This is a genomic window from Deinococcus humi, assembly GCF_014201875.1.
Lineage (GTDB): Bacteria > Deinococcota > Deinococci > Deinococcales > Deinococcaceae > Deinococcus > Deinococcus humi.
Genome location: NZ_JACHFL010000015.1, coordinates 86,077 through 102,464, shown reverse-complemented (window position 1 = coordinate 102,464; position 16,388 = coordinate 86,077). Strand labels below are relative to the sequence as shown.

General features: G+C 65.9%; 18 protein-coding genes and 1 pseudogene. 6 read left to right on the top strand and 13 right to left on the bottom strand.

Going from position 1 to position 16,388, the window contains the following annotated elements; genetic code table 11:
• Positions 1-11: 11 nt before the first annotated feature.
• Positions 12-284: a hypothetical protein gene (locus HNQ08_RS20760; protein WP_184136417.1), complete on the bottom strand. Its 273-nt coding sequence runs from the start codon at positions 282-284 to the stop codon at positions 12-14.
• 47 nt (positions 285-331) lie between these two features.
• Between HNQ08_RS20760 and HNQ08_RS20755 the strand changes: the two genes are divergently transcribed.
• Positions 332-595 carry a DUF3248 domain-containing protein gene (locus HNQ08_RS20755; protein ID WP_184136415.1) on the top strand — a complete coding sequence of 88 codons (264 nt, stop codon included), beginning with the start codon at positions 332-334 and terminating at the stop codon, positions 593-595.
• A 25-nt stretch (positions 596-620) separates the two neighbouring features.
• Positions 621-1,124 carry a DUF3809 domain-containing protein gene (locus HNQ08_RS20750; RefSeq protein WP_184136413.1) on the top strand — a complete coding sequence of 168 codons (504 nt, stop codon included), beginning with the start codon at positions 621-623 and terminating at the stop codon, positions 1,122-1,124.
• A gap of 95 nt (positions 1,125-1,219) precedes the next feature.
• Here HNQ08_RS20750 and rsfS read toward each other — a convergent pair whose 3' ends face one another.
• From rsfS to cdaA, 5 genes and pseudogenes are all read right to left on the bottom strand, one after another.
• Positions 1,220-1,612, bottom strand: coding sequence for a ribosome silencing factor (rsfS, locus tag HNQ08_RS20745; RefSeq protein ID WP_229790211.1), 393 nt, complete (start codon positions 1,610-1,612; stop codon positions 1,220-1,222).
• Complete coding sequence (locus HNQ08_RS20740) at positions 1,609-2,931, bottom strand: LCP family protein (RefSeq protein WP_184136411.1); 1,323 nt, start codon at positions 2,929-2,931, stop codon at positions 1,609-1,611. Before HNQ08_RS20740 ends, rsfS begins: the two co-directional genes overlap by 4 nt.
• Entirely contained in the window at positions 2,928-3,488 is a 561-nt protein-coding gene (yqeK, locus tag HNQ08_RS20735) for a bis(5'-nucleosyl)-tetraphosphatase (symmetrical) YqeK (protein ID WP_184136497.1), read from the bottom strand. Before yqeK ends, HNQ08_RS20740 begins: the two co-directional genes overlap by 4 nt.
• Positions 3,489-3,758: 270 nt before the next feature.
• Entirely contained in the window at positions 3,759-4,751 is a 993-nt protein-coding gene (locus HNQ08_RS20730; protein WP_184136409.1) for a CdaR family protein, read from the bottom strand.
• Positions 4,752-4,935: 184 nt separating this feature from the next.
• A pseudogene (gene cdaA, locus HNQ08_RS20725) lies at positions 4,936-5,680 on the bottom strand (diadenylate cyclase CdaA); the annotation flags it as partial.
• Positions 5,681-5,805: 125 nt separating this feature from the next.
• On the opposite strand from cdaA, the gene HNQ08_RS20720 reads away from it, so the two are divergent.
• A complete protein-coding gene (locus tag HNQ08_RS20720) occupies positions 5,806-6,486 on the top strand; it encodes a metal-dependent hydrolase (RefSeq protein WP_184136407.1) in 681 nt (226 codons plus the stop codon).
• 19 nt (positions 6,487-6,505) lie between these two features.
• Here the strand turns inward: HNQ08_RS20720 and HNQ08_RS20715 are convergent, their stop codons facing one another.
• The 7 genes from HNQ08_RS20715 to HNQ08_RS20685 all read right to left on the bottom strand — a co-directional run bounded on the left by HNQ08_RS20715 (position 6,506) and on the right by HNQ08_RS20685 (position 13,126).
• Entirely contained in the window at positions 6,506-7,246 is a 741-nt protein-coding gene (locus tag HNQ08_RS20715) for a segregation and condensation protein A (RefSeq protein ID WP_229790213.1), read from the bottom strand.
• 13 nt (positions 7,247-7,259) lie between these two features.
• Entirely contained in the window at positions 7,260-8,258 is a 999-nt protein-coding gene (gene trpS / locus HNQ08_RS20710) for a tryptophan--tRNA ligase (RefSeq protein ID WP_184136405.1), read from the bottom strand.
• A 146-nt stretch (positions 8,259-8,404) separates the two neighbouring features.
• On the bottom strand, positions 8,405-9,112 hold the full coding sequence (locus tag HNQ08_RS20705) for an ABC transporter ATP-binding protein (protein ID WP_184136403.1): 708 nt from the start codon (positions 9,110-9,112) through the stop codon (positions 8,405-8,407).
• Positions 9,105-9,908: an ABC transporter ATP-binding protein gene (locus HNQ08_RS20700; RefSeq protein ID WP_184136401.1), complete on the bottom strand. Its 804-nt coding sequence runs from the start codon at positions 9,906-9,908 to the stop codon at positions 9,105-9,107. Before HNQ08_RS20700 ends, HNQ08_RS20705 begins: the two co-directional genes overlap by 8 nt.
• Positions 9,895-10,905: a branched-chain amino acid ABC transporter permease gene (locus HNQ08_RS20695; protein ID WP_184136399.1), complete on the bottom strand. Its 1,011-nt coding sequence runs from the start codon at positions 10,903-10,905 to the stop codon at positions 9,895-9,897. Before HNQ08_RS20695 ends, HNQ08_RS20700 begins: the two co-directional genes overlap by 14 nt.
• The gene (locus tag HNQ08_RS20690) at positions 10,902-11,762 is read right to left on the bottom strand and encodes a branched-chain amino acid ABC transporter permease (protein WP_184136397.1); all 861 of its coding nucleotides are present in this window, start codon (positions 11,760-11,762) and stop codon (positions 10,902-10,904) included. Before HNQ08_RS20690 ends, HNQ08_RS20695 begins: the two co-directional genes overlap by 4 nt.
• A 224-nt stretch (positions 11,763-11,986) precedes the next feature.
• Positions 11,987-13,126, bottom strand: a complete 1,140-nt coding sequence (locus HNQ08_RS20685; RefSeq protein WP_184136395.1) for an ABC transporter substrate-binding protein — start codon at positions 13,124-13,126, stop codon at positions 11,987-11,989.
• Between the two features lie 192 nt (positions 13,127-13,318).
• Between HNQ08_RS20685 and HNQ08_RS20680 the strand changes: the two genes are divergently transcribed.
• The 3 genes from HNQ08_RS20680 (at position 13,319) to HNQ08_RS20670 (ending at position 16,388) form a co-directional block, all read left to right on the top strand.
• The gene (locus tag HNQ08_RS20680; protein ID WP_184136393.1) at positions 13,319-13,780 is read left to right on the top strand and encodes an acyl-CoA thioesterase; all 462 of its coding nucleotides are present in this window, start codon (positions 13,319-13,321) and stop codon (positions 13,778-13,780) included.
• A gap of 198 nt (positions 13,781-13,978) precedes the next feature.
• Positions 13,979-14,788 (top strand): response regulator, encoded by an 810-nt coding sequence (locus HNQ08_RS20675; protein ID WP_184136391.1) that lies wholly within the window; start codon positions 13,979-13,981, stop codon positions 14,786-14,788.
• Between the two features lie 334 nt (positions 14,789-15,122).
• On the top strand, positions 15,123-16,388 hold the full coding sequence (locus HNQ08_RS20670) for an argininosuccinate synthase (protein WP_184136389.1): 1,266 nt from the start codon (positions 15,123-15,125) through the stop codon (positions 16,386-16,388).

Here is a 16,388-nt window from a genome sequence, read left to right as displayed (position 1 = left end):
CGGTGCGCGATTCATGGTGTCAGGGCTTCATACGCCCCGAAGCCGTCCAGCGCCCCCGGCTCCAGCTGCCAGTCGTCCTCGTGCTTGTGCGCCTGTCCGGCTTGCACCAGACGGTTCAGCTCGGCGTCTACCCGCTGGGACACGCGGCGCAGGGGCATCTCTTCGGCGTTTTCCACGCCGCGCCACGTCAGAAAGCGGCGGTGAAAGGCGGGCAGGGCGTCCAGACCCACGCGGGTTTCCAGTTCGCGCCACGACAGGGTGGGGGCAGAGGCATGGGGAGTCATCTCGTCTCCCGTTCTACCCCGCCCGGCCCGGCGGGTACAATGGTCTCATGAGCGACTCGCCGCCACCAGGTTCCAGCGCCGGGCCGGAGGACCTGCCCACTGGCATTCTGCCGCAGGAACTGGATGCCCTGGGCGGTCAGCTGGTCTGGCGCATCGGCAAGGACGAGGTCAGCGATGACGTGATCGTGCGTCTGGGCTACGCCTCGGCCACGCCGCGCTTCGCCCATCTGCCCAGATTGCGTAGCGCCAACGACGCCGATCTGCTGCTGGCCGTCAGTGAGGGCCGCGTGGTGATCGAGTGGGTGGACTGAGCGCGTCCGCCCGCCCGGTGGCGGTGTGATCATCGAGGCCGGGCGGCACTTTACCCTGCAGGCCCCCGGCTCGTCGGCGGACACCCTGGCTTTCGTGCGTGACCCGGCCCGCGCCCTGTCCCGCCTGCACTTTCTGCGCGGTCTGCAAGTTGATGGCGATCAGGTGCGCGGCGAGCTGCTGGTGCCGCTTCCGGTGCTGGGCGAGGCTGATCTGCCCTTCCTCTGCGTGCTGACGCAGACCCCCGACGGCGCGACGCTCACGCCTCAGCCCATCGCGGGCGAACGCGCCTGGGTGGAGGTCACCGGGCAGGCCCAGGTGCTGGAGGGCGTGCAGGCTGCCGGCAACGGCGAAACGGCGGTAGAGGTGGCCTTCAATTTCCTGTTCCGTGCCTACTTAGCCACTCCCGACGCTCAGGGCTGGGGCGGCGCGGCCTTTGAGAAGATGGTCCGGGCCGCTGCCGGGCGCACCCTGGAGCGGGTCACGCAGGAACTCCCCGAAGGCTTGCGCGAGGCGCTGGAGGCAGGCTGAGACCGCCCAGGAAGGGGCTGGTGGCTGATTGTCCTCAGCATGCAAAGGAGGGGCAGGCCAAGTGGCCTGCCCCTCCTTGTGCTCTGAAATCGCCCTCAGTCTTCAGGAAATTCCAGGGTGCGGGCATCGCTCCACAACCCTTCGAGGTCGTAATACTCGCGGGCTTCCTTGGTCATGATGTGAACCACGATGCTGCCGAAGGACAGCAGCAGCCAGCGCTCGCTGGGGCCCTCGACGCTGGGACGCGGCAACCCTGACTCCATCGCCTTATTGCGAATATTTTCTTGAACGGCGTTGAGCTGTAACCCGGCGGTGGCCGTGCAGATCACGAAGTATTCCAGGGTGCTGCTTACGTCCGAGAGGTCCAGCACGCGCACGTCCTCGGCGCGGCGCTCACGGGCGGCGTCCACAATGGCGCGCAACTGGCGCTGGTCGGTGTCGCGGTTGGAAGATTTGGCGGGGGCGTTGGCTTTGGTATTCAGGGTCATGGGGTCTCCGTGGGGGGTGGGGCACTGGGCGCCGGTAAAGCACTGGGCGTGACGGGTGGCGGTGCCTGCAACTGGGCATAGGGAAAAAGGGCCGCGAGATGGTCGCGGGCGTCTACGCCCAGCAGGATACCAACCTCGCCCGCCTCAACCGGGAAACGCTCACCCTGCAGGCGCGGCAGGCCCAGCAGCTCGGCCAACGCATTGGCGTCGGCCACGTCCTGGTCGGTAAAGACCTGACTGGCCTCACGGCTCTCGGGCAGCGTGCGGACCTCCACCCGCCCATACCCCAGGGTGTTCAGCGCGCGCTGAACGGCCCCGCCCAGTCCCGCGCCGCTGGCGTCCACCACGCTGACCTTCACGTTCGGCGTGGGCGAACTGGGCACGGGCTGGTCTCCCCACAGTTTGGCAAGCTGGTCGCGGTTGACAGCGAGGTTAAAGCTGCCGCGAATGGTGTCGGTGGGCAGCGTGGCAAAGCTGAGCTTGAGGTTGGACAGGTACGGGCGCAGCGCCGTGAGCAGTTCGGGATCGGCGTTGGTTTCCACCCCGTTGCCGATCCCGCCCAGGATGGTGGGCAGCGCGGCCAGCCCACGCGGACTGCGCAGTTTGGCCGCCAGTTGCGCCAGCGCCTGCTTCTGGTGATCGATGCGCCCGTAATCGTCCCCAAAGCCTTTGCGGACACGCAGGTACAGCACTGCCTTCTTGCCGTTCAGGTGGTGCGGCCCCGCCTCCAGCTTCAAATTGACCCCAGCTGCATTGTCCACCCACTCGATGCCGCCCTCTGGCACGGTCACGTCCAGACCGCCCAGGGCGTCGATCACCCGCTCGGCGTAATCGGTGCGGACGATGACGTAGGAATCTACCCGCTCGCCCACCACCGTTTCCACCGCGCGGGTCAGGGCTTCCGGGCCGCCGGAACCGTAGCGGCTGTTGATCTTCTGGACGCTGGGGCGTTCACCGGGATCGAAGGGACCGACATTGGTGTCGCGTGGAATGTTCAGCACCCGCACACGCGAGCCGTCTACCTTGACCAGCATCAGCGTGTCAGTGTTGGGCGGCTCCAGCGCCCCCTTGGGATTGTCCTGATCCTTGCAGGGCTGGTGGTAGTAGCAGTACACGATGTCGCGACCAGCCAACAGCACAGTGAATTGCGGCGCGGTCCCGGCGCCCAGCGCCAGCCCGGACGCGCCGCCCGCACCCTGTAGCAGGGCCAGCCCCCCCAACGTCAGCGCGGCCAGACTCAGACCAAAGGTCTGCAGCGCGCGCAGACGCGCCAGGGGACGATTCGGCTGGGGTGCGGCCGTAGAGGGGGAGGTCGTCACCGGAAAGCGGAGGAGGTCACGGGCTCGGCCGGAGGACAGGAAGCGGCCAGATGGGCGCAGCAGGGCAGCGCGTGGTAGGAGCGCAACGTACGTGGATGCACCGTAATGCCCTTGCCCTGCAGGTAACTGACCTTGGAGATGATGGCCCGTTCCAAAGCCGCAGTCAGGTCCTGCAGAGCCAGCTCGCGAATATCGGCATTGACGCCCCGTCCGGGTTCGGAGACATCCGCGATGTACACCGCCTGGGCCACCCCGTTCCCGCCACGCGGACCGGTGGTATGGTCCTCGACAGCCTCCAGCACCACTGGGTCCGCGTAGCCCCAGCGTTCCAGGAGACTGCGTCCGGCGCGGCCATGCAACGCCAGCGGGTGCAGCCCGTCAATTTCGCATTCTGGCGGCGCGAGGCGCAGCAGTTCGGCGTCTGGCAGATCGCGGGCGACGTCATGCAGAATCCCCGCGGCGTAGGCACGCGCCACATCAAGTCCATTGGCCGCCGCAATCTGGGCCGCCAGTTCAGCCACCCGCACCACATGCTCAAAACGCCGGGGCCGAACCATTAGGCGCACCCGCTCCTCCCAGCCGGTCCAGGCGGTGGGGTGGGCGTGCAGCGTTAGAACGGGGGCAATCACGAGGCGATCACCGGGCCATGTGGCCGATCCTCCACATCATTGGGCCACTATACGCTGCCTGTCTGACACTGAGTTGACCTGGACAACAGTTGGAATCAGTTCCAGTCTCATTGAGAACACACAAATTCTTTGGCATCACTTGGTGGCGGTGACCACCTCGAGATTAGGAAGGAAGGCTGGCACCCACTCCTGTCCCCTTTAGCGGGTCACAGGGGGGTTGGCTGGCACGACGCTCAGGCTCACGGTCACGTTCTCCAGGGCCTGGGCACCTGCAGGCAGGGCCAGCTGCACCGGAGCGCTGTAGCTGCCGGGGCGGTAGACCACCGTGCCGCTGATCTCGCGCAGGCGGGCAAGCAGATCGGGAGCCGCCACCACCCGTACGGCGCTGGGCTGGATGCTGCGGGCCGTGACCTTCAGGTTGGCTGGTGGAGCATTCAGGGTCACCGGCAGCGTCTTGATCGGCAACTGCCCAGTGTCCAGACGACGCACCGTGACTGTGGCCGGATTGGTCTGCACGCCTTCAACGGGCTGTCCTTCCTCGTCCAAGGCGATCAGCGGCACCTCCTGCTCGGAGGAGGCACCCAGGCTCTCCGGGCTGGTCACCAGTTTCGACACGTTCACGATGACCCGTCCGGGGCCGGTCACGCGGGCCTCTGTGGGCGTGACGGTGTAACGCGGCAGGCTGGCCTCCGGCGGCGTGACCACGCTCAGGACGATGGGCAGCGTGCGGGTGAGCTGGGTGTCCACGAACCCCTGCACGGTGTCCGGCGACTTGCGACTGACCGAGGTGCCGTTGGGCGCCGCCACCGTCACGGGCCGGGTGAAGCTGCCTTCCGGTGCGCCGGTCACGTCCACGATGGCCTCGATGTTTCCGGCGCGCAGTTCGCGCAGCCGTTCGGGGCGCCCGGACAGGGTCACGCGGACGGTGGCCGGGTTCAGGTCACTGGTGGCGCGGGTGCCCTCGCCGCGACCGCCCGTCGTGTCGCGCACCGTGACGGGCACATCGTAGCCCTGTTCCACATTGGCCCGGCGGTCCGCTGTCGCCACGAACCACAGCGTCAGGGCCACGGCCACCGCCAGCAGTTTCGGGCCGAGGTTGTGAATGCTGCGCTCCCACGCGTAGCGCGGTTCCAGCCAGCGCCGCCATGCCGCCCCCTCCTGCGGGGGTGTGCCGGAATCGCCGCCGCTCACGTCCCCTCCTTGCGGGCCTCAGAACGTGTTTCGGGCTGCACTTCAGCCCGCGAGTTAGGGGAAGGGCGGGCCTCTGCTCCAGCTTCAGCCCGCGCCTCTTCCGCGTCCCGCCCGTCTGCCGACTCCGCTGTCGCAGCCTTGGCTGTTGTGCCGGGCTTGACTGGTGTACTGGGGCGGCCCGCCGGATAGTCGTAGACCAATTCCCGCAGTTGCTCCCGCAACTCGGTACCGTTTAGGTCCGGGCCGAGGCGTCCGGCCAGGGCTATCCGCATGCTGCCGCGTTCCTCGCTGACCACTAGCACCACGGCGTCGGTCAGTTCCGACAGGCCAATCGCCGCGCGGTGGCGGGTGCCGTAACGGCGGTAGGTGCCGTCGGCGGGCTGCAGCGGAAACAGGCAGCCTGCCGCCACCACCCGCGCCCCCTGCAAGATGATGCCGCCGTCATGCAGCGGAGCGTTGCGGGCGAACAGCGCCTCCAGGAACGGCACACTGACCAGGGCATCGATGTTCACGCCGGTCTCGGCGTACTCGCCCAGCGGGGTGCGGCGCTCGATGGCGATCAGCGCGCCGGTCTTGCGCTCGGCCAGGCGTTCCATGGCGCGGGCCAGGTCCTGCAGCGCGGCCCCGCTGGCACTGGCGTCGCGTCCACGCGGGCGGCCCACCCGCTCCAGCGCAGCGCGCAATTCGGGCTGAAACAGCACCAGCAGCGCGAAGATGCCCACCGTCCCGGCCCGGCCCAGCAGAAAGCTCAGGGTGGTCAGCCCCAGCAGTTGCGCCGCCACCCACACGCCCGCGAACACCAGAATCCCGCGCACCACGTTCACCGCCCGCGTTCCGGCCACCAGCAGGTACGCCTGATAGATCAGGAACGCGACCACGACGATGTCCAGGATGTCCTGTACACCAATCTGGCCGAACGGGGTGGTCATCAGAGGAACGGAAGACTCCTTTAGAAAAATTGCGGGCAGGCAGACGGTCGAACGTGCGGGTTGCGCGCTTACTATACGGTCTGTCCGTCCGCCACGCTTCCGAACGCCCTTCAGGAGGACCATTCATGCACATCCGTTTTCTCGGCCACAGCACCTTTTTGCTCCACAGCGGTGAGCACCGCCTGCTGATCGACCCGTACATCACCGGCAACCCAAAGTCTCCGGTCACGTTGGAAGAGGCCCTGACCTGGCAGCTGAGCGCCGTGCTGATCAGCCACGCGCACGGCGACCACTGGGGCGATGCGCTGGCCTTCGGCAAGGCGGGCACGCCCATCATCGCCACCGCCGAGATCGGGGGCTATGCCCAGAAGCACGGCGCGGCCAATGCCGTGGGCCTGAACATCGGCGGCAGTTACGCCGCCGACTGGGGCAAGGTCAGCCTGACCCCCGCGTGGCACAGCAGTTCTTTCCCGGACGGCACCTACGGCGGCATGCCCACCGGACTGGTGATCGAACTGGGCGGCAAGCGGGTCTACTTCGCCGGGGACACCTGCCTGTTTTCCGACATGCGCCTCATTGGGGACCGGGGTCTGGACGCCGCGATCCTGCCAGTGGGCGATCACTACACCATGGGACCGGAGGAGGCCGCCCGCACGCTGGCATTGCTGCGCCCGAAAGTCGCGATCCCCATGCACTTCGCCACCTTCCCGCCGCTGACTGGCGATCCCCAGATTTTCAAGCGGGACGGCGAGGCGCAGGGTGTGGAGGTTCGGATCATGGAGCCGGGGGAAACGACCGAACTCTGAAGTGGGGCCGCCCCGCCTCTCAGCTTTCGGCCAGATGTGACTGCACGGCGATGTCTCCGTAGGTTTCGGCCTGCTGAACGCTGAATTCGCCCTCCTTGACGCCTTCGAGGAGGGCGGCGAAGTAGGTGGTTTGCTCCGGCCAGTCCTGCGCGGGCAGGCCTCGGAAAGTAAAGTGGCGCAGCCGGGTTCCGAAAGCGCGCAGGGCGTGCAGGGCGTCGGCCAGGGTCAGGCGGTCGCGCGACAGCAGCGGCGTGTCCACCTGCCGTACAGCGTTCTGCGCGGCGCGGACCAGTTTGGCCAGACTGCCCGCCGGGTTGCGCGGGCGTTCGCGGCGTGGCAGGTCCAGCGTCACGGGCCGCGCCGGGATCAGGCCCTCGCGTTCGCGGCGGCGGGCCATCAGAAAACCCACCAGCGTGTCCAATTCGGCCAGTGCCTCCACGCCTTCCAGCAGCTCCTCCAGCAACTCGTCGGGGGCGTCCTCGTGCCACGCTTCCGGCTCTGGCTGAGGCAGCAACAACCGGGCCTTCAGGGCAATGACGGTGGCCAGGGTGGGCAGCAGGTCCGGGTGCGCCTCGGCAAAACTGCCCCCGGTCAGCTGCTGGACCCAGGCCAGCACGCTGCGCGTCAGCGTCAGCAGGGCCACCTCCTGGGGCAGGACGCGCCCGCTCCGTAGGGCGGAGGCGAGTTCGGCCAGCGTGCCGCTGAAGGTGGGCAGCTCCACCAGAAAGCCGCTGGAGGGCGCAGATACGGCGACGGTCAAGCCCCCGGCCTCCTCACAGCTTCAGGAAACCCACCTTCTCGCGGACCTCCTCCATGATGGGCGCGGCGATGGCGCGGGCCTCCGTCGCCCCCTGTGCCAGCGCGTCGCGGATGTCGTCCGGGTTCCGGGCCAGTTCCGACGCACGCTCCTGAATGGGGGAGAGGCCAGCGGTCACGCCTTCCATCAATGCCTTCTTGCAGTCCACGCAGCCGATTCCGGCCCGGCGGCATTCCACGTCCACCATCTCAATGGTCGGCAGATCGGAAAACAGCTTGTGGTAATCGAAGATCAGGCACACGTCGGGATTGCCCGGATCGGTGCGGCGCACACGTGCCGGATCGGTCGGTGCGGCCCGAAGTTTCTGCCAGATACTGCCCAAGTCCTCCAGCAGGCCCAGGGTGCTGTTCTCGCCCTTGCTTTTGCTCATCTTGCCTTGGCCGTCCACGCCAGGAATCCGCAGGGCGTCCTTGGTGTACACGGCTTTCGGCTCCGGGAAGGTCTCGCCGAAGGTGTGGTTGAAGCGCCGGGCAATCTCGCGGGTCAGCTCGATGTGCTGGGTCTGGTCCTCGCCCACCGGCACGGTGTCAGCCTTATACAGCAGGATGTCGGCGGCCATCAGCACCGGGTACATCAGGAGCCCTGCGGGAATACTTTCCAGCTGGCCCGCCTTGTCCTTGTACTGGGTCATGCGCTCCAGTTCGCCCACCGGGGTCAGGTTGGTGAAGATCCAGCTCAGTTCCTGGTGTTCAGGAACGTGCGACTGGGCGAAGAACACCACCTTGCTGGGGTCCAGGCCCACCGCGAAATTCGCCAGCGCCATTTCATAGGTGCGCTTGGCCAGCAGCCTGGGGTCAAAGGCCGCCGGATTGGTCAGTGCGTGCAGGTCCACCACGCAGTAGATGCTGTCCTTGCCGTACTGCTCGCCCAGCGTGACGTAATTGCGCATGGCCCCGAAGTAGTTGCCGATATGGGGTTCACCGGTGGGCTGAATTCCTGAAAAGACGCGGGACATAACCGGGGCATTGTAGCGGGCCAGAGGGGAAGCGCTTTGTAGCAGCTGGCGGAGAAAAGGCAGGCGAAGGCGCAGCTCCTGCTGACCGGCCAGACGGCGAGGAGAGAGCTGCGCTCAGGGTGAAACGCTTGGCTGCTGAGAAGCCTTTAGACCCCCAGGTAAGCGCTCCTGACCCGGTCATCGGTCATCAGTTCCTGCTGGGTGCCCTGCAGGGTCAGCACGCCGCTTTCCATCACGTAGCCCCGGTGCGCGATGCCTAAGGCGGCAAAGGCGTTCTGCTCGGCCAGCAGTACGCTGACCCCGGCCTCGTTGACGCGCTGCACGGCGGCGAACACCTGTTCCACCACCAGTGGCGCCAGGCCGAGGCTGGGTTCGTCCAGCAGCAGCAGGGAGGGACGGGCCATCAGCGAACGGGCAATCGCCACCATCTGCTGCTGCCCGCCCGACAGGCTTCCGGCGGGGGCATGGCGTTTCTGTACCAGATCAGGAAACAGGGTATAGACGCGCTCCAACTCGCGGTTCGTGCCCGCCGTGTCCTTGCGGTGGACGAACGCGCCCAGCCGCAGATTCTTCTCCACACTCAGTTCGGGGAACAGCAGACGGCCTTCGGGGCACTGCGCGACGCCGTGCGCCACGTTGTATTCGGGTTTGCCCCCGGTCAGTGGCGTGCCGTTCCACTTGGCCGTGCCGCCGCTGGCCCGTTGCAGGCCCGACAGCGTGCGGAACAGCGTGCTCTTGCCCGCCCCGTTGGCCCCCAGCATCACCACGATCTCGCCGGGATTGACGTTCAGGGAGACGCTGTGCAGCGCAGTGAAATGGCCGTAATTGACGCTCAGATCCCGGACCTCAAGCATGGGACGCCTCCCCGGCCCCGGCTTGACCCATCTGGCCGCCGTGGGCGTGGCTGCCCAGGTACGCCTCGATCACGGCGGGGTTACGGCTGACCTGCGCGGGCGTGCCCTCGGCGATTTTCTGGCCGTGATGCATCACCAGGATCTCGTCGGCCAGCCCCATCACCAGGCTCATCTTGTGCTCTACCAGGGCCACGCTCAGGCCACCCCCCACCAGTTCGCGGATCAGGCCCATCAGATTGACGGTCTCCTCGGGGTTCATGCCGGCGGCGGGCTCGTCCAGCAGCAGCAGTTTGGGATCACTGGACAGCGCCATCGCAATTCCGACACGTTTCTGGCCCTCCTGCGTCAGCGCTCCGGCGGGGAGCCCCGCCTGCGCGGCCAGCCCCACGCGTTCCAGCGCTGCCATTCCCCCCGCGCGGCTTTCCTGCTCGTCGCGCCTCTCGCGTCCGGTGCGCAGCAGGGCGTCCCACAGCCCGGCGCGGGTGCGGACGCGGTGGCCGATCATGGCGTTGTCCAGCACGCTGAGTTCCCGGTAGATGGTGGTGGTCTGGAACGTGCGGGCAATGCCGCGCGCCACCACGTCGTGCGTGGCCAGGCGGGTGATGTCCTGGCCCAGAAAGTGAATGCTGCCCGAAGTCGGCTGGTAGAAGCCTGAAATCAGGTTGAAGAAAGTGCTCTTGCCCGCTCCGTTCGGCCCGATGATGGCGGTGATCTTCCCGGCTTCAATGCTGGCGGTCACGTCCTGAACGGCGTGGTTGCCCCCGAAGCGGATGCCCAGCCCCTTAACTTCCAGCACGGCTGGCCTCCTTCTGGGTGGGTGGTGCGGCGGGTGGCGGCGTGCGCCGGGCCGTCAGGCGACTCCACAGCCCCACCAGACCCTGCGGCGCGAACATGATCAGCAGCACCAGCAGCGGCCCGAAGACGATGTACTGGTAGTCCTGCAACCCTTTCAGGTTCTGCGCCAGCGTGTATAGCAGCGCTGGCCCCAGCAGCGGCCCTGCCAGGGTGCCCAGCCCGCCCACCAGCAGGTACAGCAGGATGGTGAAGGTCTGGACCGGGCCAGTGGCCGCTGAGCCCAGGAAGCCCACGTAGGTGGCGTACAGACCGCCCGCGAAGCCCGCGATGGCAGTGGACAGCATCATGGCCCTCAACTTGTGCGAGTAGACGTCGATGCCCGCGCTGCGCGCCAGATCGTCGCCGCCGCGAATGGCGATCAGGGAGCGCCCGAAGACGCTGCCCCGGGCACGGGCCACCGCGAGCACCGTCAGTGCCAGACTGATCAGCGCCAGATAGTAGAAACCCCCCGAGAGTTTCAGGCCCACGCTTCTGGACAGGGCTTCCAGGCCGGCGGGAGGAAGAATGCCGTTCAGGCCGTCGTTGCCGCCGGTCAGCGAGTCCCATTTGTTGATGACCAGCATGATGATCACGCCCACGCCCAGGGTAAAGATGGCGAAAGTGTCCCCCTTGGTGCGGAAGGCCACCAGTCCCAGCAGCAGTCCGGCCAGCGCGGTGATCACGACCGCCGCCGGCCACGCCAGCCAGAAGCTCCAGCCGGCCTTGAGGGTCAGAATGCCGGTGGCGTACGCGCCGATCCCGAAGAATCCGGCGTGCGCCAGCGGCAACTGCCCGGTGTAGCCCAGCAGCACGTTCAGGCCATAGGCCAGAATCGCGTAGATCATGATGTTCACGCCGATATCCAGCACGTAGCCTGACGGCCTGAACAGGGGAACCAGTGCGGCCAGGACGAACACGGCTACCCACCCCCACACTCCACCTGGCAGTCGCCCTGTCATACGCCCCTCTTGAACAGCCCCTGGGGCCGGAGCGCCAGCACCAGCACCAGCATGGCGAAGCCGATCACATCGGCAAAGTCCAGGTTGATGTAGTACCCGCCGAACACTTCCGAGAAGGACAGCAGGAAAGCGCCCACAATGGCCCCCGGCACACTGCCCATGCCGCCCAGGATGATGATGGCGAACACCTTGAGGTTCATGACCTCGCCCATGCTGGGGGCCACCGCATTGATGGGGGCGATCAGCGCCGCGGCGACGGCGGCCAGCGCCCCGGAGATGGCGAAGGTCATCGCGCCCACCCGGTTGGTGTTGATGCCCACCAGCCGCGCGCCCTCACGGTTCTGTGACATGGCCTCGATGGTCGCGCCGGTCAGGGTGCGTTTCAGGAAAAAATTCAGGCCCACCATGACGATCACGCTGGCGATGATCACGATCAGGCGTTGCCACGTAATGATTACGCCGCCCAGATTCACGATGCCGCTCACGGGTTCGGCAATCTGCTTGAAGTCCGGCCCCCAGATCAGTTGCACGGCGGCCTCCAGGAAGAACAGCACGCCAATCGCGGCGATCATGGGCGACACATGCGGCGCGTTTCTCAGCGGATAGAAGATCACCCGTTCCATCAGGGCGGCCAGCAGCGCCACCCCGATGGCGGCCACGATCAGCGACGGCACATAGCCGATGCCCAGCGCCGTCAGCGAGGCGTAGGTCAGGTACGCGCCCAGCATATACAAGCCGCCGTGCGCAAAGTTCGGCACGCGCATCACGCCGTAGACCAGGGTCAGGCCCAGCGCCACCAGGGCGTAGACCCCGCCCAGCGCCAGCGCATTGAAGAGTTGTTGCAAAAAAGTGGTCAAGGGGCAAGTCCTCCGGAAGGGGTGAGCGGGGCGGTCTTGGTCAGAAGAGGTGACCTGAGCGATGGGACTGAAAGGACTGAAACTGGAAGGTGGGGCCGCTTATCGGCGGGACCGTCTCCACACTCCGGCTTCCAGCAATCAAAACGCGCCCCGCAAAGATGCGTCGGGGCGCGGGCAGCGGGACGGGGCACTCAGGCAGACCCTGAGGCGTCGTCCCACCCGCCTTACTTGAAGACCTTGCCGACGCGCAGCTTGGTGTATTTACCGTCCTTGACGCTGGCGATGAGGAATTCGGCATCGGCGTGTCCGTCCGGGGTCACGCCCAGCATCTTGAAGACGGTCCTGTTCTGGGGCAGCGCTTTGGCGGCGGCGTCCAGCTTGGCCTTGATCTTGGTCGGATCATCGGTGGTCCCGGCCAATTCCATCGCCTTGGCGATCACGTTGATGCCCATGTAGTTCAGGGCCGCTTCGCTGGTGGGGATCTTTTTGTAGGCCCGCTGATACTGGTTCACGAAGAGCTGGGTCCCGGCGAACTCCTTGGTGGGCAGCACCCCCACCGAGCCGTTCAGGTACGACACCGGCACCACCTGATCCATCTGCTCGAACTTCGCCTGATCCATCACGATAAAGCCGCCCTTAAAACCCTGTTCGCGGGCCGCCTTGACCACCAGCGCGGTGGGCTGGCTGGGGCCGCCGATGAACAGCACGTCGGGCTTCTCCGACAGCGCCTTGGTCACGGCGGCGCTGTAGTCCACGGTGGTGCCGTAGTCCACGCCGTTGTCCGCGCCCACGGTGCCCCCCTGCTTCTTCCATTCGCCGGTCACGGCCTCGGCCCACTGCTTGCCGTAGGCGCTGGTGGTGCCGACCATGCCCAGCTTCTTGCCGAAGGCCTTCATCTGTGTGCTCACGAAGGGCTGCAGGTAGTTGTCGTAGCGCGGCGGCAGCATGAAGGTCAGCGGGTTCTTGGCCTCCAGAATCTTGGGCTCGCTGGAGTAGGCCACCAGCAGGAACTCGGGATCGCGGGTGGTCATCGGCTGCACGGTCAGGATGCCCCCGGCATGCGGCACGAAGACGATGTCGATGCCCTGCGAGGTCAGGCGCTTGACGTTGGTGGCCGTCTCGTTGGGCAGGTACCGGTCATCCAGGCTGACGAGCTTGAAGGTGACCTTCTCGCCGTTCACGGTCACGCCGCCCGCCTTATTGATGTCGTTGATGCCCATCTCGATGCCACTCTGGACATCCTTGCCGTAGAAGGCCGCGCCTCCCGAGAGGGGGCCGGAGTAGCCGATATTGACCACCTTATCGGCGTAGGCGGACCCGGCGAGGGCCAGAACGAGGGCAGGGAACAGAAGTCTGGTCTTCATGGATGAACCTCCGTGATCCAGTCGCGTGGGCCGGGACTGAGCCGTGCCTCTGGTGCGCTGAACGCAGTACAAGTTGTGCGTGCTCACATGCTGTCATGGGCAGGCGGGGGTGTCAAATGCTCGGCCCCCAATTGATGAAGTTCGCGGGTGAAAGGTCTGGGCCGGGTCAGGCACGCACTACACTTCTGGCCGATGACTGATCCGCTTGCCGCCCCACCTGCCGTCACCCCAGCCCCCCGCAGCCGCGCCCGCATGCTGGAACTGGTCTTTCCCAAGGACACCAATTACCTGGGCACGGCCTTCGGCGGCTGGGTTCTGTCTCTCATGGACAAGGCCGCCAGCGTCGCGGCGGTCCGTCACGGCGGCGGCAACGTGGTCACGGCCCGCATGGACGGCGTGGACTTCCGCGTGCCGATCCGGGTGGGGGACGCGGTGGCCCTGGACGCGCAGGTGGTGCGGGTAGGGCGCAGCAGCATGACCGTGCGGGTGGATGTGTACCGCGAGACCATGACGACCGGAGAACAGGAACTGGCCACCACTGGGACGTTCGTGTTTGTCTCCGTGGACGAGGAGGGTCGGCCCTCGCCGGTGCCCCCGCTCGCCGAGGGACAGGACACAGGCAGTGCCCAGCCGGATCCAGACGCCCGCCCCTGAAGCTGGCGCAAATGTGGCTTTGAAGGACCTGCGGAGGCGGGCAGTGCTTGGTACAGGCAAGAGCCGGGAGGGGCGGCCACGCCCTGAATGGATTTCATGAAGAAGTCCGCACCTTAATAAATCCTTGTGAAATTCTCATCTTTAGAGGGGAATGCCGTAAGGCGTGCGATACAGCCCCCTGCTTAGGCTCTGGGCACTATGACGGCCTCTTCGCCCCACCCTTCGGTGCTGATCGTGGACGACAGTCCTGGTGTTCTGCTGTCCATGCACCGTCTGCTCTCCCCACATGTCAGCGTGCAGATGGCGAGCAGCGCCCGCGCCGCGCTAGAAGTGCTGACGCCCGACACCGCGCTGGTGCTCAGCGACGTGCAGATGCCGGGGATGAACGGGCTGGAACTGGCGCGCCAGTTGCGCGAGGGCCATCCGCAACTGGCCGTGGTCCTGATGAGCGGCGTTGTGGAGGAGAATCTGCGGCTTCAGGCGCGCGAACTGGGCGTGCTGGACGTCATGCGTAAGCCGCTGCGCTCCGAGGAACTGCTGGCGTCTCTGCGGGGCTGGCTCAGCGGCGGGCTGGAAGACGCCCACAATGACGTGCCTGAGACTGGCCCGAACGATCTGATGCCCAGTACCCCGGTCCTGCAGCCCCCGGAACTGACCTTCCAGGAGGCGCAGGCATACGTGAGCGGGATCAATCTGCTGCCCGGCGTGCTGTCGTCGTGCGTGTTCGGTGAGCAGGGCGAGCTGATCGCGGGTTCGGCGCAGCTGCCCGCCCAGCTCGGCGCCTATCTGGGCTTTCTGTCCAGCACCTCGGCCTCACTCAGCACCCATCTGGGCGGCACCCTACCCATGCAGGCTGTGCAGATTGAGTTCGGGGACCGGGTGCTGGTGGTTTGCCCTTTCGGCACAGGCATTCTGACAGCTGTAGTTCACGACACCCCCGCTGCCAGCGGCGTCAAATCCTGGATGCGGACGCGAGCGATCGGCCCAGGGCAGCGTTCACTGCATTAATAGTCATTCTTTCGAAATGGAAATTAAGTAGAGGAGACGCTGTGGTATGGACTGCGGCGTCTCCTTTGCAGTCAATGACCTGAAAAATTGGAGTACCGTCAGATTCTGACGGCGCTCCAATCACTGCATTTCGGCGCTCTGGAACAGCTTGACCCACTACTGCTCGTCTGCTAGATTATGCATAGCTATGCGCTTTAGCGCATAACAATACACTCAATGCCGAACTCGAATTCCCGACGCTAAAGACACCGCCTGACCCGAATTCCGGGTATAGGCGGCGTTTTCACGCGCCGGAATTTTGCGTTGCCTGACCTTTCTAGGAGACAATCAGCCCATGACAGACCCCCACACAACCGACACCAGCAGCCGCGACAAGATCGTCCTTGCCTACAGCGGCGGCCTGGACACCAGCATCATCCTCAAGTGGTTGCAGACCGAGCGCAATTACGACGTGGTGTGTTTCACGGCGGATCTGGGTCAAGGCGACGAGGTGGAAGAGGCCCGTGTCAAGGCGCTGAATACCGGCGCGGTGGCCGCCTACGCCCTCGATCTGCGCGAGGAGTTCGTGCGCGACTACGTGTTCCCGATGTTCCGCTCCTCCGCGCTGTACGAGGGTTACTACCTGCTGGGCACCTCCATCGCGCGTCCGCTGATTGCTAAGAAGATGGTGGAGATTGCCGCGAGCGAGGGCGCGGTGGCCGTGTCGCACGGCGCGACCGGGAAGGGCAACGATCAGGTGCGCTTCGAGATGACCGCCTACGCCCTCAATCCCGACATCGTGACGGTGGCCCCCTGGCGTGACTGGGACTTCCAGGGCCGCGCCGATCTGGAGGCTTTTGCCCACGAGCACGGCATTCCGGTACCCACCACCAAGAAAGACCCCTGGAGCACCGACGCCAACATGCTGCACATCTCCTACGAGGGCGGCATTCTGGAAGACCCCTGGGCCGAGCCGCCCGCACACATGTTCAAGCTGACGGTTTCTCCCGAGGACGCCCCCAACGAGGCGCAGTACGTGGAAGTCGAGTTCGTGAACGGCGATCCGGTCAGTATTGACGGCCAGTCGTTCTCGCCCGCTGAACTGCTGCAGAAGGCCAACGAGATCGGCGGTCAGCACGGTATCGGACGCATTGATCTGGTGGAGAACCGCTTCGTGGGTATGAAATCACGTGGCGTGTACGAGACCCCGGGTGGCACGTTGTTGTACCACGCCCGCCGCGCCGTGGAAAGCCTGACCCTGGACCGCGAGGTCCTGCACCAGCGCGACGCTCTGGGCGTCAAATACGCCGAACTGGTCTACAACGGCTTCTGGTTTGCTCCCGAGCGTGAGGCGTTGCAGGTCTACATCGACCACGTCGCGCAGTCCGTCACAGGCACGGCCCGGTTGAAGCTGTACAAGGGCAACTGCGACGTGGTGGGCCGCAAAGCGCCGCAGAGCCTGTACGACAAGGATCTGGTGTCCTTCGAGGCGGGCGGCGATTACAACCAGCACGACGCTGGGGCGTTCATCAAGCTCAATGCCCTGCGGATGCGTGTCCAGGCACGGGTCAAGGACAGGGCTGAGCAGAACGCTGAGCCCAGGGAAGCGGCGAAGGTCTGA

Excerpts from the sequence above, each read along its gene's own strand:
- HNQ08_RS20680 (WP_184136393.1), top strand. The coding sequence starts at position 13,319 with ATGACTGATCCGCTTGCCGCCCCACCTGCCGTCACCCCAGCCCCCCGC.
- HNQ08_RS20695 (WP_184136399.1), bottom strand. The coding sequence starts at position 10,905 with ATGACAGGGCGACTGCCAGGTGGAGTGTGGGGGTGGGTAGCCGTGTTC.
- yqeK (WP_184136497.1), bottom strand. The coding sequence starts at position 3,488 with ATGGTTCGGCCCCGGCGTTTTGAGCATGTGGTGCGGGTGGCTGAACTG.
- HNQ08_RS20670 (WP_184136389.1), top strand. The coding sequence starts at position 15,123 with ATGACAGACCCCCACACAACCGACACCAGCAGCCGCGACAAGATCGTC.
- HNQ08_RS20705 (WP_184136403.1), bottom strand. The coding sequence starts at position 9,112 with ATGCTTGAGGTCCGGGATCTGAGCGTCAATTACGGCCATTTCACTGCG.
- HNQ08_RS20675 (WP_184136391.1), top strand. The coding sequence starts at position 13,979 with ATGACGGCCTCTTCGCCCCACCCTTCGGTGCTGATCGTGGACGACAGT.
- HNQ08_RS20685 (WP_184136395.1), bottom strand. The coding sequence starts at position 13,126 with ATGAAGACCAGACTTCTGTTCCCTGCCCTCGTTCTGGCCCTCGCCGGG.
- HNQ08_RS20760 (WP_184136417.1), bottom strand. The coding sequence starts at position 284 with ATGACTCCCCATGCCTCTGCCCCCACCCTGTCGTGGCGCGAACTGGAA.
- rsfS (WP_229790211.1), bottom strand. The coding sequence starts at position 1,612 with ATGACCCTGAATACCAAAGCCAACGCCCCCGCCAAATCTTCCAACCGC.
- HNQ08_RS20755 (WP_184136415.1), top strand. The coding sequence starts at position 332 with ATGAGCGACTCGCCGCCACCAGGTTCCAGCGCCGGGCCGGAGGACCTG.
- HNQ08_RS20720 (WP_184136407.1), top strand. The coding sequence starts at position 5,806 with ATGCACATCCGTTTTCTCGGCCACAGCACCTTTTTGCTCCACAGCGGT.
- trpS (WP_184136405.1), bottom strand. The coding sequence starts at position 8,258 with ATGTCCCGCGTCTTTTCAGGAATTCAGCCCACCGGTGAACCCCATATC.